The organism is Streptomyces sp. NPDC050528 (assembly GCF_044457795.1).
GTDB lineage: Bacteria > Actinomycetota > Actinomycetes > Streptomycetales > Streptomycetaceae > Streptomyces.
This window is the reverse complement of the sequence record NZ_JBITHH010000013.1, coordinates 174,158-199,783: the sequence shown is the minus strand read 5'-3', so window position 1 is coordinate 199,783 and position 25,626 is coordinate 174,158. Positions and strand designations below refer to the sequence as shown.

Here is a 25,626-nt window from a genome sequence, read left to right as displayed (position 1 = left end):
CGCCTTGAGATACAGGGCGTGCATGCGCGTTCACCTCCTTCCGGGACCGTCGGTGCGGGCGCTCAGCACCGCGGTGAAACGCGGTGGAGCGAGCGCCGGGCCCACCTGGGGGCCGGCGCCGTCATGGGTGACCGACAACTGCCAGTCACGGGTGATCAGTTCGACGAGGTCTTCGAGGAGCCGCATGGTGACGGTCGCTCCGGCGCAGGTGTGCGGCCCGTGCCCGAACGGCAGATACGCCCCGTCCGGCACCGCCCCAGCCCACCGCTCGGGCACGAACTCGTCCGGCCGCTCCCAGTACTCGGGGTGCCGGTGCACCAGATAGGTGCAGACGGCGAGGAGGTCGCGCGGGGTCACCTCCGCTCCGCCGAGTGTCTGCGCATGGCTCGGTGTCCGCGCGAACAGCCACGCCACCGGCCACAGCCGCAGCGCCTCCCGCACCGTCCAACTCGGCTCCGCCGCAAGGGAGTCGGGATGCGTGCCCAGCAGATACACCGACCAGCCGAGCGCGAAGCCCACCGAGCCGACGGCGGCGAACAGGAAGGAGAGGTACACCTCGGCGAGATCCTTCGGGTCCGCCCCGCGCTCGCTCTCGCCCACGACGACGTCGAGCAGGTCGCGTGGAACGAGACTGGGGTCCGACTGCCGCTGCCGGTCGCGTATTTCGGCGTGCAGGAAGTTCAGCGCGCGGCGCCGGAAGAACAGTCGGGACGGCGGCGAGTGCCGGTGCCGGGCGCCCGCCAGGACCGCCCGGTGGACGATCTGCCCTACGGTGGCGTGCAGTTGGGGCGGCGCGTCCCGGTGCAGCAGGACGTCTCGCAGATGGCGCAGGACGAGCAGGTTGCCCGCGTCGGGCCAGACGGCGCTGGGAGCGAGGAGGTCGGCGACCAGACCGGGCAACTCCGCCCGCCGCGCGTCCAGATGACGACGCATCAGGGCTCGCGCCGAGCGCCCGATCCGGATCTGCGCCGCACGCGGTCCGAAGTCCCCGTGCCGGGTCCGGTAGAAGTCGGACGCCTCGGCGACCACGGCGTCCCGGTTGCCGAGCACCGCCCGGGCGGACTCCGGACCGGCCACGCACACCGTGCCCGCGGCCGAGCGCCACACGTCGTGCACCCCGTCGAACTCCGCGATCAGCAGGGCCAACGGGTCGCGGGCGCGGGGACGGACTCCGCGGGGAGTGCGGGCGGTCTGGCCGTGCCCCTGACGCGTCCCGGACGACTCCATGGCGGCCCCCTTCGAGATCACGCGAGCGCGACACCCGTGGTGCGGTACGTGTGACGCCCGACCGATGGGAACAGCCTGCGCACGGTTCGCCGCCGTGTCGCGTGCTGTGCCGGTGAGCGGAACAGCCGGACGGAGCAGGGCGCCGCGATGAGTTTCGGTCGGCCCGGGAGTCTGATCCGGTGAGCGTCGTAGCGCTTCGTGCGACGCTGCCCGGAACGACACACTACGGAGGACCCCATGACGACCACACCCGGCACCGCGAGCGGCGATCTCCCCGGCAAGCCGCCCGTCGTGGACATCGCCACCTGGAACGCGGCGCGCGACGAACTGCTGGTTCGCGAGAAGGCGCACACCCGTGAGGGCGACGCGATCGCCGCGGCCCGGCGGCGGCTGCCGATGGTCGAGCTCGACGGGAAGGTCGAGGTCGTCGGGGCGGACGGCCCGGTGCCGTTCCTCGACCTGTTCCAGGGGCGCGACGAACTCGTGGTGTACCAGCACATGTGGCACGACGGCGCCCCGCACCAGGGGCAGTGCGAGGGCTGCACCACCACGGCCTGGCACATGAAGGACGCCGTCTACCTCAACGCCCGGGGCGTCTCGTACGCCGTCCTGACCGAGGGCGCGTGGGACGAGGTCGCTCCGTACGTCGCGTTCATGGGCTACACCGAGCCCTGGTACTCGGTGCGGGGTCTGGACGCCCCGATCGGCGGCGGGATGGGGCACATCCTCGCCTTCCTGCGCGACGGCGACCGGGTCTTCCTCACGTACTCCACGACGGGCCGCGGCAACGAGCCCGTCAACGGCTCCCTCGCGCTGCTCGACATGAGCCCCTACGGCCGCGGCGAGGCCTGGCAGGACAACCCCGAGGGCTACCCGGCAGGGCGCGACGCCTGCTGGTACTGGCGCTCGGACGCCGACGGGAACGCCACTTGGGGCGGGACCAGCCGTCCCGTGCCGCAGTGGACCCGCCCCGGCGCGACCCCCGTCGAGACCCTGGGCCGCCACGGCGACTGCCACTGACGCGGAGCGGTCCGCTCTTGACGCCCCTCATCACCCCACCTAGCCTCGACTGAACACGTCTAGACAGGTAGGTCGACGATGGCGGACCCCCAGACTTCCCAGTCCCGGCAGCTCCAGGTCGAGACGCACGGCCTCGACGTGATCGGCGACGCCGAGCGCAAAGGCACCCCAAGTACCCTGTTCTGGCCCTGGTTCGGAGCGAACGTCTCCATCCTCGGACTGAGCTACGGCGCCTTCGCGCTCGGCTTCGGGATCTCCTTCTGGCAGGCGCTCGTCGCCGGTGTCATCGGGATCGTCTTCTCCTTCCTGCTCTGCGGCTTCATCGCGGTCGCCGGCAAGCGCGGCTCCGCGCCGACGATGGTCCTCAGCCGCGCCGCCTACGGCGTGCGCGGCAACCGGCTGCCGTCGGTGATCTCCTGGGTCCTCACCGTCGGATGGGAGACCGTCCTCACCGCGCTCGCGACGATGGCCACCGCGACCGTCTTCAGCAGGCTCGGCTGGGGCGGCGGCACCGAGACCAAGGTGGTCGCGCTGATCCTGGTCGGCGCGCTCACCGTCGTCGGCGGAGTCATGGGCTTCGACCTGATCATGCGGCTCCAGACGGTCATCACCGTCGTCACCGGCGTGCTCACGATCGTCTACATCGCGCTCGTCGCCGACCACATCCACTGGAGCACGGTGAGTGCCGTACCGGCGGGCTCCGCCCAGGAGTTCATCGGCGCGCTGGTGTTCATGATGACCGGCTTCGGCCTCGGCTGGGTCAACGCCGCCGCCGACTACTCCCGTTACCTGCCCCGGAGTTCGTCCAGCAGAGGCGTCATCGGCTGGACGACCTTCGGCGCCTCCGTGGCCCCGCTGCTCCTGCTGGTCTTCGGTCTGCTGCTCGCCGGTTCCTCCAGCACGCTCAACAAGGCGGTCGCCGCCGACCCGATCGGCGCGCTCACGACGATCCTGCCGACCTGGTTCCTGGTCCCGTTCGCCGTGGTCGCCGTCCTCGGCCTGGTCGGCGGCGCGGTCCTCGACATCTACTCCTCCGGCCTGGCCCTGCTGTCGGCCGGCCTCCGGATCCCGCGCTACCTCGCCGCGCTCGTCGACGGCGTCCTGATGATCGCGGGCTCCGTCTACATCGTGTTCTTCGCCGACGACTTCCTCGGTCAGTTCATGGGCTTCCTCACCACCCTCGGCGTCCCCATCGCCGCCTGGTCCGGCATCATGCTCGCCGACCTCCTGCTCCGCCGCCGCGACTACGACGAGGGCGACCTCTTCCGCCCGAACGGCCGCTACGGCGACGTCCAGCCCACACCCCTCATCCTCACCCTCGCCGCCACCGCGATCGGCTGGGGCCTGGTCACCAACACGGCCGCCAGCTGGCTGAGTTGGCAGGGCTATCTGCTCGACCCGCTCGGCCTCGGCGGCAAGTCCGGCGCCTGGGCCTACGCCAACCTCGGGGTCCTGATCGCCCTCGCCCTCGGCTTCCTCGGCACCCTCGCGCTGGGCCGCGCCCGCGTCCGGCGCCAGGAGGAACAGGCCGCGAGCCCGGAGGCGGTGGCCACGGTATGACCCCCGCGACCGGCCACCTCGCCGTCATCGACATGCAGCGCGTCTTCGCCGACCCCGACAGCCCCTGGGCCACCCCCCGCTTCGACCAGGCGGCGGCAGGCGTACGGCGACTGCTCCCGGCCTTCGGCGAACACGTCACCTTCACCCGCTTCCTGGCCCCCGAGAAACCCGAGGGCGCCTGGCGCGCCTACTACGACCAGTGGCCCTTCGCGCTCCAGCCACCGGACGCCCCGCTCTGGCGGCTGACCGACGAATTCGCCGTACGGGCACGGCAGTTCGTGGACGCACCCACGTTCGGCAAGTGGACCCCGGAACTCGCCGAACGCGTCGGACCCACCGGCCGCCTCGTCCTCGCCGGCGTCAGCACCGACTGCTGCGTCCTGTCCACGGCACTCGCCGCCGCCGACGCCGGAGTCGAGGTACTGGTCGTCGCCGACGCCTGCGCGGGCGTGGACGACGACTCCCACGCCAAGGCGTTGCACGTCATGGACCTCTACCAACCCCTGATCCGGGTGGTCACCGTCGCCGAGGTGGTCGGGGAACCGTCATGACCGCCGTCCGCCTCAAACACCAGCGCATCACCGAGACCCTCGCCAAGGAGATCCGCAGCGGCCACCGCCCCGCCGGCGAACAACTCCCCGGCGAACACGCCCTGGCCCAACGCTTCGGCGTCAGCCGTACGACCGTCCGCGCGGCCCTCGCCGAACTCTCCGAGGCCGGCCTGATCGCCACCCACACCGGCAAGGGCTCCTACGTCCTCTTCGACGGCCGCCCCCTCGACGACCGCCTCGGCTGGGCCCACGCACTGGCCACCCAGGGCATCGACACCCGGGTACGAACCCTCGCGGTGGATGCCCGACGGGACGAGCGCCTCGCCCGTCAACTCACCCTGAACACCACCGAGTTCGTGTGCGTGGAGCGGATACGGGAACTGGCCGCGGACGCGGTCGTCGTGTCGTACGAACGCAGCTTCCTGCCGCCCGTGCCCGGGGTCCGCGACCTGCCCTCCCGGGGATTGGGCCAGGAGTCCCTGACCGAGGTGATGCTGCGGGCCGGGCTGCGGCCCGACCACGGCGAACAGCGGGTCAGCGGGCGGCGGATCGACGGGCGGGAGGCGGAGCTGCTGCGCCGCGAACCGGGTGACTGGTTCCTCGACACGCGGCGCACCAGCCGGGCCGCCGACGGATCCTTCGTCGAACATGTCGTGAGCCTCCTCGACCCCGACCACTTCCAACTCACCCTCGAATTCGGCTGACCCACACGTCGGAAGCCGACCCCTGCCCCGGAAAGTTCCCATGACCCTCCAGAGCCGCGCCACCGGAGCCCTCCACGGACTCGCCCTCGGCGACGCCCTCGGCATGCCCACCCAGATGCTGTCCCGCCCGGACATCACCTCGCGCTACGGCCCGTTCCTGACCGGCTTCCAACCGGCCGCCCCCGACCATCCCCTCGCCGCCGGAATGCCGGCCGGAGCCGTCACCGACGACACCGAACAGGCCCTGCTCCTGGCCGAGTTGCTCCTCGACGGCAAGGGCCGCGTCGACCCGGCGGAACTCGCCCGGCGCCTGGTCGCCTGGGAGGACGACATGCGGGCCCGGGGCTCGCTCGACCTCCTCGGACCGTCCACGAAGCGCGCGGTGGAACTCGTCCTCGCGGGCACCCCGGTCGACGAGGTGGGGCGCTACGGCACCACCAACGGCGCGGCGATGCGGATCGCGCCCGTGGGTATCGCCGTGTCGGTCGCGGACCCGGCGGTGTTGGTGGACCGGGTGGTGGAGGCCAGCAACCTCACCCACAACACCGGGGTCGCCCTCGCCGGTGCCGCCGCCGTGGCCGCCGCTGTGAGCGCGGGAGTTGACGGGGCGTCGGTTCCGGAGGCGGTCGAAGTGGCCGTGTCGGCGGCCCGGTTGGCGGCGGGGCGCGGACACTGGGTGGCCGCCGCCGATGTCGCCGAGCGGATCGTCTGGGCGACAGGGCTGGTGCGAGGTCTGGCGGAGGCTCAAGTCTGCGAGCGTGTCTACGCGTTGGTCGGGACGAGCCTCGCCACCCAGGAGTCCGTGCCCGCCGCCTTCGCCGTCCTGGCCGCCTGTCCCGACGACCCCTGGCGGGCCGCGTTGTTGGCCGCGTCCGTCGGCGGTGACTGTGACACCATCGCCGCGATCGCGGGCGCGGTCGGCGGCGCCTGCCATGGAGTGGACGCCTTCCCGGCCGACGCGCGGGAGACGCTCGCACGCGTCAACCCGAAGCTTCAACTCGACGCGACGGCGGCCGCCTTGCTCGAACTCCGGGCCCGGCCGTGAGCACCAGGCTGTGGCACCTCGGCAACGTCGTCGTCGACCTGGTCCTCGATGTCCCCGCCCTTCCCGAGCGCGGCGGCGACGTCCTCGCCACCCGCACCGAGCACACCCCGGGCGGCGGCTTCAACGTCATGGCCGCCGCCGCCCGCCAGGGACTCCCGGTGACCTACGCCGGAGCGCACGGCACCGGCTCCTTCGGCGACCGGGCCCGCGCCGCACTGCACGCTGAGGGCATCGAGGTCCTGCTCGCACCGCGCCCGCAGCAGGACACCGGCTTCGTCGTCTGCCTGGTCGACGCGGACGGCGAGCGCACCTTCGTCACCAGCCCCGGCGCCGAGGCCACGCTGACCAGCGCCGACCTGGCCGAACTCCGGCCCCACGCAGGCGACTTCGTCTACGTCACCGGATACAGCCTGCTCTACGACAGCAACCGCACCGCCCTGCTCGACTTCCTGCCCCGACTCGACCCGGCGGTCACGCTGGTCACCGACCCGGGACCGCTGGTCCGCGAAATCCCCGCCGGGGCCGTGGAGTTGCTGCTCGCCCGCTCGGACTGGTGGAGCTGCAACGCCCGCGAGGCCGCGCTGCTCACGGGGACCGACGATCCGGCCGAGGCTGCCCGTGCGCTCCAATCCCGGCTGGGGCGCGGCTCGGTGCTCGTCCGTACCGGGCCCGAGGGGTGTCTCCTGCACCACGGCGAACGCCTCGTCGCCGTCCCCGGGTTCGCCGTCGACGCCGTCGATCTCAACGGCGCCGGCGACGCGCACACCGGGGTGTTCATGGCCGCCCTGGCTCGGGGCCTCGACCCGGTGGCCGCCGCTCACCGGGCCAATGCGGGCGCCGCCCTGGCCGTCACCGCGTCGGGACCGGCGACGGCGCCGGACGCGGCACGACTGGACGCGTTTCTTCAGAATTAGCCCTGGGGATCGGTCAGTTGCCGTCCCGGCGGGCGACTTCCACGTTCTCCAGGATGCCGATCGCGTCCGGCACCAGGACCGCCGCCGAGAAGTAGGTGCTCACCAGGTAGGAGATGATCGCCTGCTCGTTGATGCCCATGAACCGTACGTTGAGGCCCGGTTCGAGCTCGTCCGGGATGCCCGTCTGGTAGAGGCCGATCACGCCCTGGTCGTCCTCGCCGGTGCGCATGGCGATGATCGACGAGGTACGGGACTCGCTGACCGGGATCTTGCCGCACGGCAGCAGCGGCACCCCGCGCCAGGCGGGCAGGTGGTGGCCGCCGACGTCGATGCCGCTGAAGTAGACGCCCCGCTTGTTGCACTCGCGGCCGAACGCGGCGATCGCCTTCGGGTGGGCGAACAGGTAGCGGGTGTCGCGCCGCATGCTGAGGAGTTCGTCCAGATCGTCGGGGGTCGGCGGGCCGGAGTGGGTGGAGATCCGCTGGTCGTAGTCGGCGTTGTGCAGCAGGCCGAAGTCCCGGTTGTTGACCAGCTCGTTCTCCTGTCGCTCGCGCAACGCCTCGATCGTGAGCCGGAGTTGCTGCTGGGTCTGGTTCATCGGCTGGTTGTAGAGGTCGGTGACGCGGCTGTGCACCTTCAACACGGTCTGGGCGACGCTGAGTTCGTACTCGCGCGGGGCGAGGTCGTAGTCGACGAACGTGCCCGGGAGGTCCGGCTCGCCGACGTGCCCGGCGCTGAGGTTGATCGCCGCCTCGCCGAACGGGTTGACCGGGCCGTGCTCGTCAGCGCCGACCGAGTCGACGTGCGCGCTCAGTTCCGGGTGCCGTTCCGCGACGGCCTGGTACGCCGAGTGCGGCAGCGCCAGCACCGTGGTCGCCGTCGCCGCGCGGGCCGTGAACTCCCAGGTGCTGTCGGGGTCGGCGAGGACCTGGCCGCCGAAGGTGTCGCCGTCGGCCAGCAGACCGGCGACCGCCTCGTCGCCGTAGGGACCCTCCCCGAGCTGCTCCACCTTGCCGTGCGCGATCAGGTACACCTGGTCGGCGGGGCGGCCCGCCTCCACGATCAACTGGCCCGGGGCGAACTCCCGTTGCTCGAACCGCTCGGCCAGCGCGTCGAGCGCGTCGGCGTCCGCGAAGCCGCGCAGCAGCGGCAGTTCGCTCAACTCGGCCGGGACGACCCGCACTTGCGCGCCGGTCTGGACGAACGTCACCCGTCCGTCGCCCCGCGTGTACGACAGCCGGCGGTTCACGCGGTAGGTGCCGCCGGGCACGTTCACCCAGGGCAGCATGCGGGTCAGCCAGCGTGAACTGATGCCCTGCATCTGGGGTTCGGACTTGGTCGTGGTCGCCAGAGTGCGTGCCGCGGCGGTACCGAGGCTCTGCTGTTCCCGCTCCTCGGCGCCCGCCTCGGGCGCGGTACCGGTGTCGACCGACATGGTGCCTTCTCTCCTGTCGCACGGGTGACGGGACGGCGGTGTCCGTTGACAGGACGAATGCGTCCGTCACATTCCGTGCGTAGAGCTACCCCTCGTCGGTCACGACGAGTGATGACTTCGGACGGCGGTCGAGGCACATGCCAATCGCACGTGCTCCCGCACCACCCTCGGATCACTCGCCCTCACCCGTTCGGCGGTATCCGATCCGCGGCGCCTCACAAGGTCTTGCCGGGGTTGAGGATGCCCCTGGGGTCGAACGCCTCCTTCAGCCGGCGCTGCAACGCGTGGGCGGTGGGCCCGAGTTCGTCCGCCACCCACTGCCGCTTGAGCACACCGACACCGTGCTCACCGGTCAGCGTCCCGCCGAGCCGCAGCGCCAGCGCGAAGATCTCGCCGGCCGCCTCCCAGGCCGCGTCCGGGAGTCGGTCCAGGGCCGGATCGACCACGATGATCGGGTGGAGGTTGCCGTCCGCCGCGTGCGCGAGCGTGTAGACCGGCACGTCGTGCCGGGCCGAGATCGCGCGGATCTCACGGACCGCCTCCGCGAGCCGCGAGCGCGGCACGGCGATGTCCTCGATCAGCGGCCGCCCCAGGCGCTCCAGTGCGGGCAGCGCGAGCCGCCGGGCCGCGAGCAGGGCCTCCGCCTCGATCGGGTCCGCCGTGGTCTCCACGCTCGTGGCGAGCGGCGCCAGCACCCGCGCGACCTGCTCCGCCTCGATCGCCGCCCCCGCCCCGTCGCACTGCACCAGCAGCAGCGCCGCCCCGCGCTCGCCGAGCGCCGGATCGACGGCCCGCAGCACCGGCCCGTCGAGCAGCTCCGCGAGCGCCGGTACGACCCCGGCCCGCCCGATCGCGTACGACGCCTCGGCCGCCGCCTCGAACGAGTCGAAGTACGCGGCCAGTGTCGCGGTCGCCACCGGCACCGGGCGCAGCCGCAGCGTCGCCGACGTGATGACGGCGAGGGTGCCCTCGGAGCCGGTCAGCAGCGCGGTGAGGTCGTACCCGGTGACCCCCTTGACGGTACGACGGCCGGTCGTGACCACCGTGCCGTCGGCGAGGACGGCCTCCAGACCGAGCACGCTGTCCCGCGTCACCCCGTACTTCGCGCACCGCAGCCCGCCCGCGTTGGTCGCGATGTTCCCGCCGATCGTCGAGATCGCCGCACTCGCCGGATCGGGCGCGTACCGCAGCCCGTGCTCGGCCGCCGCCCGGTCCAACTCGGCGGTGATCACGCCCGGTTCGACCACCGCGAGCTGATCGTCGGCCGACAGTTCGAGGATGCGGTTCATCCCGGACAGGTCCAGCACGAGCACCCCCTCACCGGCCGACGCCCCGCCCGACAGTCCGGTGCCGGCGCCTCGCGGCACCACCGGCACGCGCAGCGCGTTGGCGTGCCGAAGTGTGACGGTCACGTCCTCGGTCCGCCGCGCGTGCACCACGGCGAGCGGAACACCGTCCGGGCGGGTGCCCGAACGGTCCGTGGTGTACCCGCCCAACGTGCGCGGATCCGTGGCCAGTTGGTCGGGCGGCAGATCCCGGGCGAGCAGACCGAGCAGCCGGGCGGCGGCGGTGGGGGCGGTGGGGGGAGCTGTGGTCACGGGTTCCGTACCTTCACTGTGCGTGCCTTCACGGATTCAACGCCTTCGTTCCGATCGCGAGCAGGGAGATGTCCTCCTGGGGCGCGTGCACGGGCGCGCACTGGATGTCCCGGAAGTGCCGCTCCAGCGGATTGCCGCGCGCGAGCCCGGGATTGCCGATCAGTCGTACGGCGAGTTCTACGGCCCGCACACCGTGTCGGTCGGCCAACACCCTTGCCCCCAGGGCCTGTTCGGGGGTGTAGGTGGAGTCGCCGGAGTCCACCCGGGCGGCTCCGCCGAACACCAGTTGCTCGGCACCGGCTAGCAGTACCTCGATCTCCCCGGCGGTCCTGCGGAAGCGTTCGGTCCGGGCCACCGGGTGACCGAGGTTGGCGGGCACGCGCTCGTGGGCGAACGTGTGGAAGAAGGACTGGGCCGCACGTGCCACCCCCAAGTAGAGGGCGGCGAGCGGGAGATGGAGGGAGGCGCCGGCCCGGTTGTCCTGTTCGGCCGACGCGCCGTACGGGCCGATGCCGATGACGTGCTCGTACGGGATCTCCACGTCCCGGAACGTCACGTCGTGACTGCCGCTGGCCCGCAGCCCCAACTGGTCCCAGCGGCCGGTGATGTCGATGCCGGGGGAGCCACCCGGCACCAGGAAGGTACCGACGCGCGGTTCCGGTTCGTCGGTCGTGGCCCACACCAGGAACCAGTCCAGGCCCTCCGCGCCGGTCACGAAGCGTTTGGTGCCGCTCAGCGACCAGCCGTCCGGGGTGCGCCGGGCGAGGGTGGAGGGGAGGCCACCGCGTGCGGGGGAGCCCAACTCGGGTTCCACGCGTGCGTGGTTGACGAGTACCGGCCGCTCGAACGACTCCTTGACCACCCGCGCGTACAGCTCTTCGGGCCAGTGCGGCTGTACGGCCTGCCGTGCGTGCGTGTTGAGGGTCATCGCCGCGATCAGGGCCACCGACGGGTCGCCCTGCCCGATCCGGTGGAGGATGCGTGCGCTCTCCTCGACCCGGGCGCCCCGGCCGCCGTAGGACTCGCCGATGGTCGCGGTGAGGAGGCCGGCCTCGTGGGCGATGCGGAGGGAGTCGGTGGGGAAGGCGCCCGACTGGTCGTAGCCGGCGGCCAGTTCGGCGATGCGGGCGGTCACAGGGCCTTCTTCAGGTCGGAGTTGAGTTCGGTGGTCCAGAAGGACTTCACGTCCAAGTGCTTCTTGAGCGTGCCGAGTTCGGTGAAGGCGTCGGCCACCTTCTGCTGGGAGGCGATGGTGTCGGCGCCGACTGTCCTGGCCTGGGTGGGACGTTGCTTCTGCGCGGCGATCAGGTCCGACTCGGCCTGGGCGAGCGGCTGGTGGGTGGCGTCGGCGGTGACCTTGGCGAAGCCGGTCTCGTGGCCGTCGCGGACGTAGGCGTACGCCTTGGTGATCCGGGCGATCAGGTCGGCCGTGGCGGCCCGTTGCGCGGGGCTCTTGAGGACGCTGTCGCGGGCGGACCAGAGGAAGTTGCCGGAGAGGATGTCCGCGCCGGAGCCGACCGTCGTCGCGCCCTGCTGGTGGGCGGTGATGATCGACGTGCCGTAGGAGGCGAAGGCGTCGATCGAGCCGCCGTTCAGGGCCGCGAGGCCGTCGTTGGGGAGCAGCGGCTTGGCGTCGATGTCGGACCACTTCAACCCGGCCTGCTTCAGCAGCTCGTAGAGGAAGTAGTGGGCGGTGGTGTTCTGGACGTAGCCGACCTTCTTGCCCTTCAGGCCGGCGATGTCGGTCACCTTCGAGCCCTTGGGGACGACGACTTCCTGATTGAGGGTCGAACCGCGCTGTACGGCCACGACCTTGAAGTTGGGCTTGCCGTCGGCGGCCGAGAAGAGGGGCGGGATCTCGCTGGAGGAGGCCACGTCGAGCGCTCCGGCGCGGATCGCCTGGAGCTGCTGGTCGCCGCCCTGGAACAGGCTCCACTTCACTTTGTACGGGGTGTCGTCGAGGTGGGCGTACTTGAGGACGGCCTCGCCGACCTTCCAGCCGGTGTCGCCGACCCGCAGAGTGACGGAGGAGACGTCGGACGAGGAGTCGGCCGTCGCGCTGCCGCCGCAGGCCGAGGCGAAGGGCAGGAGCAGGACGAGGGCGGCGGCGGACGCGCGCAGGGTGTGGCGCAACAACACGGGGTCTCCATAAGGGTGTTCGCAATCAGACGGTGACGGGCGGGTCAGGCGGCGTGCGAGGCGCTGGCCCGGTGGGCGAGTTCCTGGCGGACCAGCGGGAGCACGTGACGGGCGTAGTCGATCGCGTCGTTGAGCGGGTCGTAGCCGCGGATCGACAGCAGGTCGCAGCCGATGTCGACGTAGTCGAGGAGTGCCTGGGCGACCGTCTCGGGCGTGCCCACAAGGGCAGTTGACGCGCCGGCCGCGTTGGTGGCGACGGCGGGCGCCGTCCACAGGCAGCGGTCCTGGACCTCGCCGCGCTCGGCGATGTCGAGGAGGCGCTGCGAACCGACGTTCGCGGGGCGGCCGGTGGTGCGGTAGTGGCGGAGCAACTCGGTGTTCTTCGCCTGGTCCTTGAGGACACCGAGGGTGCGGTGCGCCTTCTCCCAGGCCAGTTCCTCGGTGGGCGCGATGATCGGCCGGAACGACACCCAGATACGGGGATGCGGGCGCCCGGCGGCATCCGCGACCGCGTTGACGGAGGCGATCTGCTCCGCCGTCTCCTTGAGCGGCTCGCCCCACAGCCCGAAGATGTCGCCCTGCTGCCCGCCCACCCGGTACGCGTCCTGGGACGAGCCGCCGACCGAGATCGGGACGAGGCCGTTCACCGGCTTCACGTCGGAGTAGTAGCCCTCGAACGTGAAGTACTTGCCCTCGTGCGAGACGGGTCCCTCGGCCTGCCAGACCTTGCGCAGGATCTGGATGTACTCGTCCGAACGCTCGTACCGCTCGGCCTTGTTGAGGTAGTCGCCCTCCCGGCGCTGCTCCTCGTCGCTGCCGCCGGAGATGATGTGCAGCGTCAGCCGGCCGCCGCTGATCTGGTCGAGGGTGGCCAGGGCGCGGGCCGCGTGCGTGGGGAAGACGACGCCGGGCCGGTGCGCGAGGATCGGGCGGACGCGCTCGGTGTGGGTGGCGACGAACTGGGCGATCTGGAAGGCGTCGGGCGAGGCCGAGTGGTAGGCGACCAGGGTGTGGTCGAAGCCGCCGTCGTCCAACGCCCGGGCGTACTTGCGCAGATGGTCGACGTCCAGGCCGGTGCGGCTCGACGCGGCGGGACCCGAGGCCCCGGAGTCGGTGTGGACGGCGCTGATGAACTCGACAGGCATGTGCGAACTCCTAAGCAGGAAAGGTCACTTGAGCAGGGAGGTGTCGGCGGACTTGGCCACGTCGACGTTCGGGTCGAGGACCCCGATGCTGTTCATGAGGTCGGCGACCTGCTGGACGGTCGTGTTGACGTCCGACGTGATCGGCAGCACCTGGCTGTAGGCGGCCGAGGCGAGCGTCTTGGCGACCGTGGCGTCGGCACCGTTGCGCTGCTCGATGGCCTTCGCGTACGCGTCCTGGTGGGTGCTGGTCCACTTCAGCGCCGTGCTCAGACGCTGGAGGAAGTCCGAAAGGGCCGTTTTCTTGGCCGAGTTGGCGAGGGTCTTCTCGGAGGCGTTGATGAAGCCGTAGCCGCTGACCCGGCCGTCCGCGCCGTCGACGAGGAGCTTGCCGCCCTGCTCCAGGCCGACGGCCTGGTAGACGCCGAACGTCGCCCAGATCTTGACCTTCCCGGAGGCGAAGGCGGCCTGCGCGTCGGTCGGCAGCAGGTACTGCACCTTGACGTCCTTGTAGTTGAGCCCGTTCTGCTTGAGGACGTTGGCGAGCAGATACTCCGAGATGCTGCCCTTCGCGGAGGACACCACGACCTTCTGGCCCTTGAGGTCCTTCACGCTGTCGATGCCGGAGTCCTTGCGGACGACGATCCCGACGTGCGTGCCGTCGTTCTTGAGGGCGGCGACGTTCTTGATCTTGACGCCGCCGCTGAGCGCCTGGAGCGCGGGCAGGTCGGCGGAGTACCCGGTGTCGGCGGCGTCCGCCTGCACGGCCTGGTAGAGCGGGGCCGCACCCTGGAACTCGGCCCACTTCACCTTGTACTTGGCGCCCTTGAGCGCGTCCGACGCGGCGATGATCGTCTGGAGCGTCTTGGCCTGGTCGCCGATGGTGAGGGTGACCTGCCCGCCGGCGGAGGTGTCCGCCGAGGAGTCGGCACCGCAGGCGCTCAGCGCCAGCAGGGCGGTCGTGCTCAGGGTGGCGGCGGCGATTCTGCGGATCACGAGGGGGTTCCTTCCAAAGTGCGGGTCACGCCGAGCCAGTTCAGGAGGCGGGCGCGCAGGGTCACGAACTCGGGGGCGGTCAGATCACGCGGGCGGGGCAGGTCGACGGTCACCTCGTGGGCGATACGGCCCTCGTCCATCACCAGGACCCGGTCGGCGAGCAGCAGCGCCTCCTCCACGTCATGGGTGACCAGGAGGATCGCGCACCCGTGCAGCCGCCACAGCTCGGCGACGAGCGCCTGCACCTTGCCCCGGGTCAGCGCGTCCAGCGCGCCGAACGGCTCGTCCAGCAACAGGAGTTCGGGCTCACGGACGAGAGCACGGGCCAGCGAGACCCGCTGGGCCTGGCCGCCGGACAGCGTCTTGGGCCAGACGGTCGCGCGCTCCGCGATACCGACCTCGTCGAGCGCCTTGAGCGCGAGCGCCCGGTCCGGACGCCCGGGCAGCCCGAGCACGACATTGCGCCACACCTTCAACCACGGGAGCAGCCGCGGCGATTGGAAGGCCGCGCTGCGCCGCGCGGGCACGGTCACCTCGCCGCCGATCTCGTCGTCCAGCCCGGCGAGGATCCGCAGCAGCGTCGACTTGCCGCAGCCGCTGTGCCCGAGCAGGGCCACGAACTCGCCCTCGCGGATGTCCAGATCGAGGTCGTGCAGCACGGTGTTGCCGTCGAAGGCCCGCGAAAGCCCGCGTATCTCAACGGAGTTGGCCATCTCTACGCCTCACCCTCGAAGTTGGCCCGCCAGGTCAGCAGCCGGCGCGACAGGATCCGTACGGCGAAGTCGCAGGCCAGCCCGAGCAGCGCGTACACGACCAGGCACAGCACGATGACGTCCGTACGGAAGTACTGCTGGGCGTTGCTCATCAGATAGCCGAGCCCGGCGTCCGCGTTGACCTGCTCGGCGAAGACCAGCGCCAGCCACGCGGTGGACAGCGCGTACCGCAGGCCCACGAGTGCCCCGGGCAGCGCGCTCGGCAGGATCACGTACTTGATCAGCCCGAACCGGCCGAGCCCCATCATCCGTGCGGCCTCGACGAGTTGGGCGTCGGTAGAGCGGATACCGCCGTAGATGTTGAAGTACAGCGGATACGTCACCCCGAGTGCGACCAGGGCGATCTTCGGGGTCTCCTCGATGCCGAACCAGACGATGAACAGCGGGATCAGACCCACCCAGGGAATCGCCCGGAACATGCCCATCGAGGAGTCGATGACGTCCTCGCCGAGCCGGAACAGCCCGGCCAGCAGCGACAGGACCAGCGCGACGGTCGCGCCGATCAGGAAGCCGATGGCGGCACGGCGGCCCGACGCGGCGATGGCGTGCGGGAGTTCGCCGTCCTTCGTCAGGTCCACCGCCTGCCGGATGACGTCGATGGGGGAGGCCAGCACGGACTCGGGGAGCACCCCGGTGGCGGAGGTCAGGAACCACAGCAGGACGAGGCCGACCGGTCCGGCGGCCCGCCGCACCGAACGGGGCACGGTGAAGCGACGGGAGGTCTTCGCCGTGCCCCGGATGGTGACCCGCGCGGCCGGCTGAGGGGTGTCCGCGGGCGCCGGCTGGGCGGGGAGAACCGCCGCGTTCAGGGGCTTCGTCGTCATGGCCGGTCTCCCGTCGATGCCGGGCGCGCGGGGTCGGCGGACCAGGCGGACCAGGAGCCGGGGAACAGCGTCGCCTCGAACCCGGCGATCTCCAGCGCCGCGATCTGATGGGCGGCGGTGACCCCGGAGCCGCAGTAGACGCCGATACGCTCCGCTGTGTCGGCCCCGCGCTCCTCGAACCGCTTGCGCAGCAACTCCGGTGCCAGGAAGGTCCCGTCCGCCGCCAGGTTCTCCCCGGTCGGCGCGGACACGGCTCCCGGGATGTGCCCGGCACGCGGGTCCACGGGCTCGACCTCGCCCCGGTAACGCTCACCGGCGCGGGCGTCCAACAGCAGCCCGGACACGGCGAGTTCGGCGGCTCCGTCGGCATCGGTGGTCGGCAGCGCACCCGGGCGGAGTACGACGTCACCGGGTGTCGGATCGGCGGGAGTCCCGGACTCCAGCGGCAGCCCCGCCGTGCGCCAGGCGCCCAACGCCCCGTCCAGCAGGGTCACTTCGGTGACGCCCGCGTAGCGCAGCAGCCACCAGGCGCGGGCGGCGGCCGTGTTGCCCAGGTCGTCGTAGACGACGACGGGGCGGCCGTCGCCGATGCCCCAACGGCGGGCGGATTCCTGGAGTTCGGCGAAGTCGGGGAGCGGATGCCGGCCGCCTTCTGGGCTCGCCGGTGCGGCCAGCTCCGTGTCCAGGTCGACGTAGACCGCGCCGGGGATGTGACCCTCGGCGTAGTGGTCGCGGCCGTGGGGATCGCCGAGGGCCCAGCGGACGTCGAGGAGGACGGGCGGTTGCTCGGAGCCGAGGAGTTCGGTCAGTTCGGCGACCGTGGTCGTCACGCGGCCGGTCATGTCAACTCCGCGGCGATCAGCGGCAGTTCACGGACTTCGGAGGTCCCCGGAGCCTCGGGTGCCAGCCGGAGCCGTTCGAGGAACAGGACGACCGTCGCGGCGGCGGTGCGGTGCAGGGCGTCGTTGAGGACGTCGTGCCGGCCGCCGTGGAAGACGACGGTGTGGACGCCCGGGTGACCGTCGTAGACGCTCAGTGCCCGGTCGAGCGGGCTGATCGTGTCCTCCTTGCCGTGCAGCGCCAGGACCGGCACGTGCACCAGGTCCAGGCGCGGTGCGGGCAGGTCGGGGGTGGCGTCGATGGCGCCCCGGCGGAAGTCGGGGTCGTTGGTGAGGCGTCCCTGGTGGGTCGGGCAGGTGGTGCGGGCGGCGGCCTCCTCCTCCCAACTGCCCGCCGTCCAGGCGCCGGTGGGCAGCCCGGCCAGGATCAGCGCGTCGACGCCCGCGGTCTGCTCGGCGGCGAGCCGAAGGGCGTGGAGCGCGCCCGTGTCGGAACCGACCAGGACCTTCGGGCCGGGCAGCGACTCGTCGGCGAGCAGCTTGGCGGCCTGCTCCAGGACGGCGGGGTCGGTGGTCGGGTCGCCGAGGGCGCGGACGCGGTAGGCGTCGAAGCCGAGCCGGCGGCCGAACCGCTCGTAGACACCGCCGTGTTCGCCCCGCCCGGCCAGCACGATCAACGTGCCGCGCGCGGCGAGGCCTTCGGGTTCGTCCCAGGACGAGACGGAGGAAGAGGGCATGGGGTGACAGCTCCCAACGAGGGGAAAGGGGAGGGGAATCGAGAGTGGGGGAGAAGTGAGCAGGCCGGAGCAGCCGTCACGTGTCAGTGCGCAGGGCGGACGTGATCAGCGAGAACTCGGGAGGGGTGCCGCGGAGAGGCGGTGGGTCAACGACAGCGCGCGCTGCACGCCACGCCGAAGTCGATGACTCGGCGCTGCGTCAGAAGGGCAGCGAAAGCGGTCGTGTGCAGCATGCGCCCATCATGACCGGCCGCGACCGATCGCGTCCAACGATGATTCCGCATCGAAATCGATCAGTTATCGCGATCGATGCACGGAACGACTACCGTCACCGGCATGCCCCAACCTGTCCTCGACATCGTGGCCCTGCGCAGCCTGACCGCGATCGCCGACTGCGGCGGCTTCCATCGCGCGGCGCGGGCCCTCGCCCTGAGCCAGTCCGCGGTCAGCCAGCATGTGCGCAGGCTGGAGAAGACGCTGGGCCTGCCGATCGTCGAGCGCGAGGGGCGGGGCACCCGGTTCACGCCCCAGGGGCGGCTGCTCCTGGAACAGGCCCGCCGCATCCTCGCCGTGCACGACGAGGCCGTACGCACATTGCTCGACGTGGACGGCGACACGGTCACGATCGGCTCCACCGAACACGCGGCCGACCAGTTCCTGCCACGGCTGACCGCGGCCGTCCAGGAGGTGCGGCCCGGCTGCCGGGTCCGCTTCCGCATCGACCGCTCGGCCCGCCTCGTCGAGGCCGTGGAACGCGGGAGCGTCGATGTCGCGGTGTACGTCACCGAGGCCGCCGCCACCGAGGGCACACCGGTCGGCGGCCTCCCGCTCACCTGGCACGCGACGCCCGGCTGGCAGCCACCGGCCGCGCCCGCGCCCGTCCCACTGGTCGCCATCGAGGACCCGTGCGCCATCCGCCGCCGGGCGATCTCGACGCTCGCCGCGCACGGGGTGCCGGCGGCGGTCGTCGGCGACGCCGGGTATCTCGCGGGCGTGCTCGACATCGCCCGCACCGGACAGGGCGTGGCGCTGCTCGCGGCGGTCGGGTCGGCTCCGGACGGGCTGACTCCCTACGACGGGTTGCCCTCCGTCACTCCGATCCCGATGAGCGCGCTGGCCCGCCCGGGCGCCGACCCGGCGACGGTCGACGCGGCCTTCGCGGCCGTACGGGATCTGTTGCGCTGAGGCGGGGGCGCGGACGGAGATCGGCCGGAACTGCCCCCTGTGGTGCGGTAGTCCGGACGGTTTTGGAGGAAAGATCCCTCGGGGAGATGCGGTGAGTCCGCACGTTTGGTGAGCCCGCGCGTGGGGCGAGTCCGCGAGTTCTTCGAGTCCGCAAGGGGGCGCGATCGTCGTGAGGGTCGTCCTGCTCGGTACCGCCGCCGGGGGCGGTTTCCCGCGGTGGAACTGCGCCTGCGCGCTGTGCGCCGCCGCCCGCGACGGGAAACTGCCCTCGCGCACGCAGGAGTGCGTGGCCGTCACCGGCAACGCGCGCGACTGGTGGCTGCTCAACGCCTCACCCGACATCCGCACCCAGCTCACCGCCACGCCCGCCCTCTGGCCGGGACCACGCGACACTCCGGTGCGCGGCGTGCTCCTCACCGACGCCGAGGCCGACCACGTCACGGGTCTGGCCACGCTCCGCGGGGCGACGGGCCTCAAGGTCTACGCCCCGCGACCCGTCCTCGTCGCGCTCACCCCGGCCCGGACCGTCCTGGATCGCTACGCACCCTGGGAGTGGTTCGACAGCCTCGCCGAGGACGGGTTCGTCCTGGCCGGCGGGCTCGTCGTCACGGCCCATCCGATGGGCGCCGAGCCCCCGACGTACCTGCCGCCGCGCCCGTCGGACGACCGCTGGGCGACGGCGTACCGCATCGAGGACCTGGCGACCGGCGGGGCACTCGTCTACGCACCCCGCGTCACCGCCTGGACGGACAGCCTCGACGAACTGCTGACGACGGCGGACTGCGCGGTGCTGGACGGCACGTACTTCACCGCCGACGGGGCGCGTACGACGACGAAACGCGCCGGCACCGGCCGTCCGACCAGGGGACACCTGCCCGTCTCCGGCCCGCACGGCAGCCTCGCCGCGCTCGCCCGTCACCCCGGGGTCCGCCGGATCTACACCCACCTCGACCACACGAACCCGTTGCTCGACGCGGCCTCGGCGGCGCGGGCGCAGGTGAGTGGAGCGGGGGGCGAAGTGCTCATGGACGGGGCCGAGTTCGTGGTGTGAGGCGGGCCGTCAGCTGTCGGTGTCGTCCAACATCCGTGCCAGGACGCCCCGTTGGAGCGGGAGCGCCTCCGCGTGCAGGTCACGGCCCTTGCGTGTGAGCGTGACCCACACTCCGCGTCGGTCCTCGACGCACACGGAGCGTTCCACGAGGCCGTCCTTCTCCAGCCGCCCGATGAGACGGGAGAGGGCGCTCTGGCTGAGATGGACCCGGCCGACCAGGTTCTGCACCCGGCACTGGTCGCCCTCCTCGGGCGCCTCGGCCGCGAGCATGTCGAGCACCTCGAAGTCGCTCGCGCCCAGGCCGTGCGGGTGCAGTACACGGTCGATCTCGCACATCGTGCGCGCGTGCACGGACAGGATGTCCCGCCACTGTTCCTCAAGCTGCCGGGCACCGGCCGACTTCACTGCCATACCCGCACGGTACACCGATCCGGCCAATTATTGAGTACGCAACTAGTGCGCGTGCAAGTAACCGGCCGGGCCCCGCTCCGGTATCGGGCCCGGTGTCGGGTCTGGTGTCGGGTCCGGTGTCACGCGGCCGGATTCTGGGTGAGCCCGACGAAGTTGCCGTCCGCGTCCTTCACGAACGCGATGAGCTTGCCGCCGCCGACGTCCTGGACGTCCTGGACCAGCTCCGCGCCCGCCTCCACCATCGCCGCGAGCCGGGTCCGGATGTCGTCCACGGTCCAGTACGGGACCGGTCCGGTCATGCCCTTGGCGTGCCCGTTCGGGTCGAGACCGACGTCCTGCCCGGCGGCCTTGTACCCGACGTAGTACGGCTCGTCCGCGTACGGCTCGACCCCGAGCAGCGCGCCGAACAGGGCCTTCGCGCCGTCCAGGTCCTTGACGGGGTAGATGATCGTGTTCAGTCCGTCGGTCATGACGAGCTCCTCCGTGAAGCGTGGTCCGACGGATTTCGCCGGTGAATTCAGGCTAGGGCGGGGGAGGCGTGAGGGCTTCTTCAATCCTGACCGGATGGCACCGACGGGCCTACGTCGCGGCGCTGCGGATGCCGAGGGCGAGGAGCACCACGGAGGTGGTCCTGGCGGCCCTGTACTTGAACCGGGAATTCCGCAGGACGTGAGCGGCGCGCCGGATCAGGACGGTCCAGGCGGCGAGCCAGAGCACGATCAGCAGCGCCTGAGCGGTGGCCAGCGTGAGGATCTGGCCGCCGAAGGACTGACGGGGCGCGATGAACTGGGGGACCAGGGTCAAGTAGATGGCCGCCGCCTTCGGGTTGAGGACGTTGGCGAGCAACGCTTGTACGTAGACGGAGTCCGAACGCCTCGGCGGGCGTTGGCGGTTCGGGGCCGGGACCGTGCTCGGTGCGGCGGAACGCCAGGTCCAGATGCCCAGGCCGACGAGGTAGGCGGCACCGACGAACTTGACGACGCTGAAGGCCACGCTGGAGTGCATGACCAGGGCCGAGAGACCGGCGATGGCGAGTGTGGCGTGGACGTACAGGCCGGTGACCGTGCCCAGGATGACGGGAAGGGCCCGACGCCGGCCGCCGTCGGTGACGTGTTGGATCAGCAGGGTCAGGCTGGCCCCGGGGGTGGCGATCAGCGGAAGGATCGCCACCAGGAACCCGGCGACGGCGTACGGATGGACCACGATGCCTCCGGATCACGCGAGCGGGGGTTCAGAGCACGACGCGGTAGTGGGTGGTCAGGCGCCGGTCGTCGTCCAGGACGTGGAAGGCGAGGCCGGGCGGCTGGTCGCGGTCCGCGGGCCGATCGCCCTCCCAGGGCATGCGCAGGGTCCAGGTGACGGCCGGTCCGACGATCAGTGGACGCGCGGCGAACGTCGAGGCGGCCGCGGTGTGGGCGTGGCCGGTGAGGACGGCGGCGACCTGCGGGTGCGCTTCGAGCAGGCCGGCCAGCTGTCCGGGGTTTTCGAGCATGCCGGAGTCGGGCAGCGGGTGGTGCAGTTGGACCGGCGGCTGGTGGAAGGCGATCAGCGCCGGGGTGTCCCGCGGCAGCGCGGTGAGCGTGGTGTCGATCCAGTCGAGGGTGTGGGCGTCGAGGCGTCCCTCGTCGCGGCCGGGGATGGTGGAGTCGCACATCAGGACGGTGGTGCCGGTGATGTGGTGGGCCTGGTTGACGGGGCCGTCGTCGGGCGCCTCGCCGAGCAGGGCTTTGCGGTAGGCCGGTCGCGCGTCGTGGTTGCCGGGGCAGGTGAGGACGGGAAACGGGGCGGTCAGGATCTCGGCCGCCTCCTCGTACTCGGCCTCCGCGCCGTGATCGGCGATGTCCCCGGTGACCAGGAGCGCGTCGACCGGGTGGGGCAGGGCTCGCAGGTAGTCCATGACGCGAGTGGCACGCCGGGTCGCCCTCTCACTCCCGTCCAGGTGCAGGTCGCTGATCTGCGCGAGCAGTGTCATTCCGGGATCCCCTCCAGCACTTCTAACGGAAGTTTTTCATTTTCCGTTAGGGACTTTAGGGTGTGCACAGGGATGTGATCAAGTGGTCGACGACCGGATACGGGATGGAAGGGGATGCCCTGTGGAGCGCTGGCCGGCATTGGAACTGGCGAGCACGATCCGTCACGACGGGGACGGCGGCGTCGCCGACGACCTGGCCACCGTCCAGGGAACGACGCGCTGGATCCAGGAGCGGCGGGACCTGCTGATCGGCTCCGTTCCGGCCGGGGAACTCGCCGAGGGCCTCGCGGTGGACGAAGACCTCCGGCTCGCGATCATCGAGCTGCGCCAGGCGGTCCGAGCACTGTTCGCCCGCGCGGTCAGCCCCGCTCCCCCCAGCCCGGCGGACGCCCATCGCCTGATGACCGCCGATGAGGCCATGACCCGCCTCAACACGGCCGCCGCGCGGGAGCCGGTCACCCCGCAGCTCGACTGGCCCGCCGACGGAGTCCCCGTCGCCCGGCTGATGTCGGAGGAGAGCGACCCGCACATCCGGCTCGTCGCGGCCCTGGCCCGAGCCGCCATCGACTTCCTCAGCGGTCCGCAGCGCCCACTGCTGCGCTCGTGCACCGCGCCCCGCTGCGTGCGCTATTTCGTCAAGAGCCATGGGCGGCAGGAGTGGTGCAAGCCGTCATGCGGAAACCGTGCCCGAGCGGCTCGCCACTACAGCCGTCAGCGCGCGGCGGCCGATGGCGGTCCGGCCCCGTCCTGATCGCCGGACACCGACCCCGCCGATCAAGAAAACGGTAAGAACCTCCCGCCCCACGCTCCCCACCTACAACCATCCGCCCCGGCACCCCGTCCAACTCCCGCCCGGTGCACGTCACTTGCCGGGCTTTCTTCTGCCCAGCTGGGGGATGTCATGAGTTCTGTCTCCGTCGGACGCGTGCTGCGTCGCGGGGCCTGTGCCGGAGCCGTGGGGGCGTTGCTCGTCGCCGGTCTCGGGAGCGGAGCCGCCTTCGGCGACGACGCGTCGCAGACCGACTACCTGTGGATGCACGCGCCGAGCGACCAGGCGGTCACCGTCGCCCCGGACGGCGGCGCGGCGCAGTACCGGCCGCTGTCGGTCGGCATCTACCACTACAACGACACCTTCACCGTGACCGACGGCCGGCTGACCGTCGACGCCTCCGGACTCGCCGGGGTCGCCGAGGTGGCCTGGCCCGACAACTGCACCCCGAACGACGCCGGCACCGTCGCCGTGTGCGACACCGGGGACGTGCCGACCCGCTACAGCGCGCAGGTGCAGCTGAAGACGCGGGCCGTCGCCGGCGCCGCCGTGGGAGCGCAGGGCGTGATCGCGTACTCCGCCGAGGCCACCGGCGGACCCGACGGCACGCTCGTCGCCCAGGAGGGCTCCGCGCAGACGACCGTCACCGTCGCCTCCGGCGCGGACCTCGCCATCAGCACCCCGAAGGACGTCTCCGGCGTCGAGCCCGGCACCAGCCTCACCGCGCTGCGCTCGATCACCAACACCGGCAACGAGACCGCCCACGGCTTCAGCCTGAGCCTGTGGGCGACGTACGGTCTCGACGTCACCACCCGCTACCCGCAGTGCGCCTACACCGGGCCGGACGTCGACGGCACCGGCACGACGGTGGTGACCTGTTCCTTCGACACCGACATCGCCCCCGGCGCCACCGTCGACCTGCCGGAGCCGCTGCAACTCGCCGTCACCGAACGCGCGTTGTACGACCGGTTCGACTACGACGTCGAGCCCCTCGGCGACACCCCCGACCTCGACACCTCGGACAACGGCGGCGCCTGGCACATCAACGCCGACAACACCGCCGACTTCGCCGTCTACGGCACCTCGGCGAGCGGCGCGGCCGGCGACACCGTCACCTCCGGCTTCCGCTTCGTCAACCACGGGCCCGCCTGGGCCGGCGACGTCAGCGCAGGCGACCCGATCACCACGATCGACTTCTACGCACCGGAGGGCACGGTCGCCACCTCCGTGCCCAAGACCTGCCAAGGGGCCCATACGCCCGGCGACGACTCGTCCATCGCCCACTACGCCTGCACCCTGCCGACCTGGGCCAAGCCCGGCCTGGACGTCAGTTTCCCGTTCCAGCTCCGCATCGTCCAGGTCGTCCCCGACGCGACGGGCCACGTCACGACCCACGCCTACAACGGCACGCCCCTCGCCTTCGACACGAACACCGAGAACAACACGGCCGAGGTGATCGTCAACCCGTCCACCTGACAGTGATGTTGGGGGCGAGCCCGCAGCTCGCCCCCTCAACTCCCGGCGCCCACCGAGCTGTTACTCAACTCCCGGCGAGAAAACGCCCGTTCACGTCGACTCCCGCTTCACCAGCTCCGTCGGCAGTATCACCGCCGCCGTGTCCTCGCCCCCGATCTGGGCCAGCAGCACCCGCACCATCTCCGCGCTGATCCGGTCGAACGGCTGCCGCATCGTGGTGAGTTCGGGGCTGGACGCCAACGCGGCGGGGGAGTCGTCGAACCCGCCGACCGCCACGTCCTCCGGCACGCGACGCCCGGCCCGCTCCAGCGTGGTCAGCACGCCCCGAGCCATCAGGTCCGAGGCGACGAACACGGCGTCCAGGTCCGGGACTTGGGCGAGCAGCCGCTCGGCGCCCCGCTCGCCGCTGAGCCGGCTGTAGTCACCGGAGACGATGAGGTCGTCGTCCACCTCGATGTCCGACTCCGCGAGCACCTCCTTGTAACCGGCGAGCCGCTCGACACCGCCGGGCGTGTCCAGCGGACCGGTGACCGTGCCGATGCGGCGGCGGCCGAGGGAGAGCAGATGCCGGGTCATGTCACGGGCGCCGTCCCGGTCGTCGGCGGCGACATAACTCACCTTGGACCCGAGCCCGATCGGCTTGCCGCACGCGACCAGCGGTACGCCCGCCTCGCTCAGCTCCTCCGCCACCGGGTTCCCGGAGTGACTGGAGACCAGCAGCACCCCGTCGACGTGCCCGGAGGTGATGTACCGCGTGATGCGCCGCCGCTCGTCCTCGGTGCCGGCCAGCATCAGCAGCAGCGGGATGTCGTGCGCGGCCAGCGCCTGGGTGCAACCGCGCAGCAGGATGTTGAAGTTCGGGTCCTCGAAGAACTTCTCCTGCGGCTCCGTCAGCAGGAAGCCGACCGAGTCCGAACGCCCGGTAATCAGCGAACGGGCGTGCCGGTTCACGACGTAACCCGTCTTGCGAATGGCCGCGTTGACGGCCTCCTGCGCGGCCGGGCTCACATAGTGCCCGCCGTTGAGAACGCGCGACACCGTGCCCCGGGAGACGCCCGCCTCGCGTGCCACGTCATGGATCGTCGGTGGTCTGCGCCGACCCCCCGTATTGCTCATGGTCAGACTCTACGGCTCCCGGGCCCGCAGCCAGAAGCACCGTGCTGGGAGCGTTCACAGCAGAGAAACATCAAGGACACTTGTCACCGGTCATGGGCATGCGGTTATGTTGGGGCGGCGCCCTAGGGCGTGCTGTGTGCAC

The 25,626-nt window shown here is 71.5% G+C and carries 26 protein-coding genes; 10 read left to right on the top strand and 16 right to left on the bottom strand.

Features of this window, described 5'->3' with window-relative positions:
• Window positions 1–30: 30 nt before the first annotated feature.
• Window positions 31–1,227 carry a cytochrome P450 gene (locus ACIBK4_RS38240; RefSeq protein WP_399002570.1) on the bottom strand — a complete coding sequence of 399 codons (1,197 nt, stop codon included), beginning with the start codon at window positions 1,225–1,227 and terminating at the stop codon, window positions 31–33.
• A gap of 237 nt (window positions 1,228–1,464) precedes the next feature.
• Here ACIBK4_RS38240 and ACIBK4_RS38235 point away from each other — a divergent pair, with 237 nt between their 5' ends.
• The 6 genes from ACIBK4_RS38235 to ACIBK4_RS38210 all read left to right on the top strand — a co-directional run bounded on the left by ACIBK4_RS38235 (window position 1,465) and on the right by ACIBK4_RS38210 (window position 7,021).
• Entirely contained in the window at window positions 1,465–2,247 is a 783-nt protein-coding gene (locus tag ACIBK4_RS38235; protein WP_399002568.1) for a DUF899 family protein, read from the top strand.
• A gap of 78 nt (window positions 2,248–2,325) precedes the next feature.
• Window positions 2,326–3,807, top strand: coding sequence for a purine-cytosine permease family protein (locus ACIBK4_RS38230; RefSeq protein WP_399002566.1), 1,482 nt, complete (start codon window positions 2,326–2,328; stop codon window positions 3,805–3,807).
• Entirely contained in the window at window positions 3,804–4,358 is a 555-nt protein-coding gene (locus ACIBK4_RS38225) for a cysteine hydrolase family protein (RefSeq protein WP_399002564.1), read from the top strand. The genes ACIBK4_RS38230 and ACIBK4_RS38225 overlap by 4 nt, the downstream gene beginning before the upstream one ends.
• Window positions 4,355–5,062, top strand: a complete 708-nt coding sequence (locus tag ACIBK4_RS38220) for a GntR family transcriptional regulator (RefSeq protein WP_399002562.1) — start codon at window positions 4,355–4,357, stop codon at window positions 5,060–5,062. Before ACIBK4_RS38225 ends, ACIBK4_RS38220 begins: the two co-directional genes overlap by 4 nt.
• A 40-nt stretch (window positions 5,063–5,102) precedes the next feature.
• Window positions 5,103–6,107: an ADP-ribosylglycohydrolase family protein gene (locus ACIBK4_RS38215; protein WP_399002561.1), complete on the top strand. Its 1,005-nt coding sequence runs from the start codon at window positions 5,103–5,105 to the stop codon at window positions 6,105–6,107.
• Window positions 6,104–7,021, top strand: coding sequence for a PfkB family carbohydrate kinase (locus tag ACIBK4_RS38210; protein ID WP_399002559.1), 918 nt, complete (start codon window positions 6,104–6,106; stop codon window positions 7,019–7,021). The genes ACIBK4_RS38215 and ACIBK4_RS38210 overlap by 4 nt, the downstream gene beginning before the upstream one ends.
• A 13-nt stretch (window positions 7,022–7,034) precedes the next feature.
• Here the strand turns inward: ACIBK4_RS38210 and ACIBK4_RS38205 are convergent, their stop codons facing one another.
• The 10 genes from ACIBK4_RS38205 to ACIBK4_RS38160 form a co-directional block, all read right to left on the bottom strand.
• Window positions 7,035–8,456: a family 2B encapsulin nanocompartment shell protein gene (locus ACIBK4_RS38205; RefSeq protein WP_399002557.1), complete on the bottom strand. Its 1,422-nt coding sequence runs from the start codon at window positions 8,454–8,456 to the stop codon at window positions 7,035–7,037.
• A 215-nt stretch (window positions 8,457–8,671) separates the two neighbouring features.
• Window positions 8,672–10,054: an FAD-binding oxidoreductase gene (locus tag ACIBK4_RS38200; protein WP_399002555.1), complete on the bottom strand. Its 1,383-nt coding sequence runs from the start codon at window positions 10,052–10,054 to the stop codon at window positions 8,672–8,674.
• Between the two features lie 28 nt (window positions 10,055–10,082).
• On the bottom strand, window positions 10,083–11,189 hold the full coding sequence (locus ACIBK4_RS38195) for an acyl-CoA dehydrogenase family protein (protein WP_399002553.1): 1,107 nt from the start codon (window positions 11,187–11,189) through the stop codon (window positions 10,083–10,085).
• On the bottom strand, window positions 11,186–12,193 hold the full coding sequence (locus ACIBK4_RS38190; RefSeq protein WP_399002551.1) for an ABC transporter substrate-binding protein: 1,008 nt from the start codon (window positions 12,191–12,193) through the stop codon (window positions 11,186–11,188). The genes ACIBK4_RS38195 and ACIBK4_RS38190 overlap by 4 nt, the downstream gene beginning before the upstream one ends.
• A 44-nt stretch (window positions 12,194–12,237) precedes the next feature.
• The gene (locus ACIBK4_RS38185; protein ID WP_399002549.1) at window positions 12,238–13,338 is read right to left on the bottom strand and encodes an LLM class flavin-dependent oxidoreductase; all 1,101 of its coding nucleotides are present in this window, start codon (window positions 13,336–13,338) and stop codon (window positions 12,238–12,240) included.
• A gap of 24 nt (window positions 13,339–13,362) precedes the next feature.
• Window positions 13,363–14,331, bottom strand: a complete 969-nt coding sequence (locus ACIBK4_RS38180) for an ABC transporter substrate-binding protein (protein WP_399002547.1) — start codon at window positions 14,329–14,331, stop codon at window positions 13,363–13,365.
• On the bottom strand, window positions 14,328–15,044 hold the full coding sequence (locus ACIBK4_RS38175) for an ABC transporter ATP-binding protein (protein ID WP_033278595.1): 717 nt from the start codon (window positions 15,042–15,044) through the stop codon (window positions 14,328–14,330). The genes ACIBK4_RS38180 and ACIBK4_RS38175 overlap by 4 nt, the downstream gene beginning before the upstream one ends.
• A 2-nt stretch (window positions 15,045–15,046) precedes the next feature.
• Entirely contained in the window at window positions 15,047–15,928 is an 882-nt protein-coding gene (locus ACIBK4_RS38170; protein WP_399002544.1) for an ABC transporter permease, read from the bottom strand.
• A complete protein-coding gene (locus tag ACIBK4_RS38165) occupies window positions 15,925–16,770 on the bottom strand; it encodes a sulfurtransferase (RefSeq protein WP_399002542.1) in 846 nt (281 codons plus the stop codon). Before ACIBK4_RS38165 ends, ACIBK4_RS38170 begins: the two co-directional genes overlap by 4 nt.
• On the bottom strand, window positions 16,767–17,504 hold the full coding sequence (locus ACIBK4_RS38160) for an alpha/beta hydrolase (RefSeq protein WP_399002540.1): 738 nt from the start codon (window positions 17,502–17,504) through the stop codon (window positions 16,767–16,769). The genes ACIBK4_RS38165 and ACIBK4_RS38160 overlap by 4 nt, the downstream gene beginning before the upstream one ends.
• Before the next feature lie 336 nt (window positions 17,505–17,840).
• Here ACIBK4_RS38160 and ACIBK4_RS38155 point away from each other — a divergent pair, with 336 nt between their 5' ends.
• Both ACIBK4_RS38155 and pqqB read left to right on the top strand, forming a co-directional pair.
• Complete coding sequence (locus ACIBK4_RS38155; protein ID WP_399002538.1) at window positions 17,841–18,689, top strand: LysR family transcriptional regulator; 849 nt, start codon at window positions 17,841–17,843, stop codon at window positions 18,687–18,689.
• Between the two features lie 169 nt (window positions 18,690–18,858).
• Entirely contained in the window at window positions 18,859–19,740 is an 882-nt protein-coding gene (pqqB, locus tag ACIBK4_RS38150; RefSeq protein ID WP_399002536.1) for a pyrroloquinoline quinone biosynthesis protein PqqB, read from the top strand.
• A 9-nt stretch (window positions 19,741–19,749) separates the two neighbouring features.
• On the opposite strand, the gene ACIBK4_RS38145 is transcribed toward pqqB, so the two are convergent.
• From ACIBK4_RS38145 to ACIBK4_RS38130, 4 genes are all read right to left on the bottom strand, one after another.
• Entirely contained in the window at window positions 19,750–20,151 is a 402-nt protein-coding gene (locus tag ACIBK4_RS38145; protein WP_399002534.1) for a MarR family winged helix-turn-helix transcriptional regulator, read from the bottom strand.
• Between the two features lie 119 nt (window positions 20,152–20,270).
• Complete coding sequence (locus tag ACIBK4_RS38140) at window positions 20,271–20,621, bottom strand: VOC family protein (protein ID WP_327406061.1); 351 nt, start codon at window positions 20,619–20,621, stop codon at window positions 20,271–20,273.
• Window positions 20,622–20,730: 109 nt separating this feature from the next.
• A complete protein-coding gene (locus ACIBK4_RS38135) occupies window positions 20,731–21,354 on the bottom strand; it encodes a LysE family translocator (RefSeq protein ID WP_399002531.1) in 624 nt (207 codons plus the stop codon).
• A 28-nt stretch (window positions 21,355–21,382) separates the two neighbouring features.
• The gene (locus ACIBK4_RS38130; protein ID WP_399002529.1) at window positions 21,383–22,123 is read right to left on the bottom strand and encodes a metallophosphoesterase; all 741 of its coding nucleotides are present in this window, start codon (window positions 22,121–22,123) and stop codon (window positions 21,383–21,385) included.
• 121 nt (window positions 22,124–22,244) lie between these two features.
• Between ACIBK4_RS38130 and ACIBK4_RS38125 the strand changes: the two genes are divergently transcribed.
• Window positions 22,245–22,874, top strand: a complete 630-nt coding sequence (locus ACIBK4_RS38125; RefSeq protein ID WP_399002527.1) for a CGNR zinc finger domain-containing protein — start codon at window positions 22,245–22,247, stop codon at window positions 22,872–22,874.
• A gap of 150 nt (window positions 22,875–23,024) precedes the next feature.
• The gene (locus ACIBK4_RS38120) at window positions 23,025–24,368 is read left to right on the top strand and encodes a hypothetical protein (protein WP_399002525.1); all 1,344 of its coding nucleotides are present in this window, start codon (window positions 23,025–23,027) and stop codon (window positions 24,366–24,368) included.
• Window positions 24,369–24,458: 90 nt separating this feature from the next.
• Here the strand turns inward: ACIBK4_RS38120 and ACIBK4_RS38115 are convergent, their stop codons facing one another.
• On the bottom strand, window positions 24,459–25,490 hold the full coding sequence (locus ACIBK4_RS38115) for a LacI family DNA-binding transcriptional regulator (protein WP_399002937.1): 1,032 nt from the start codon (window positions 25,488–25,490) through the stop codon (window positions 24,459–24,461).
• Window positions 25,491–25,626: the final 136 nt, after the last annotated feature.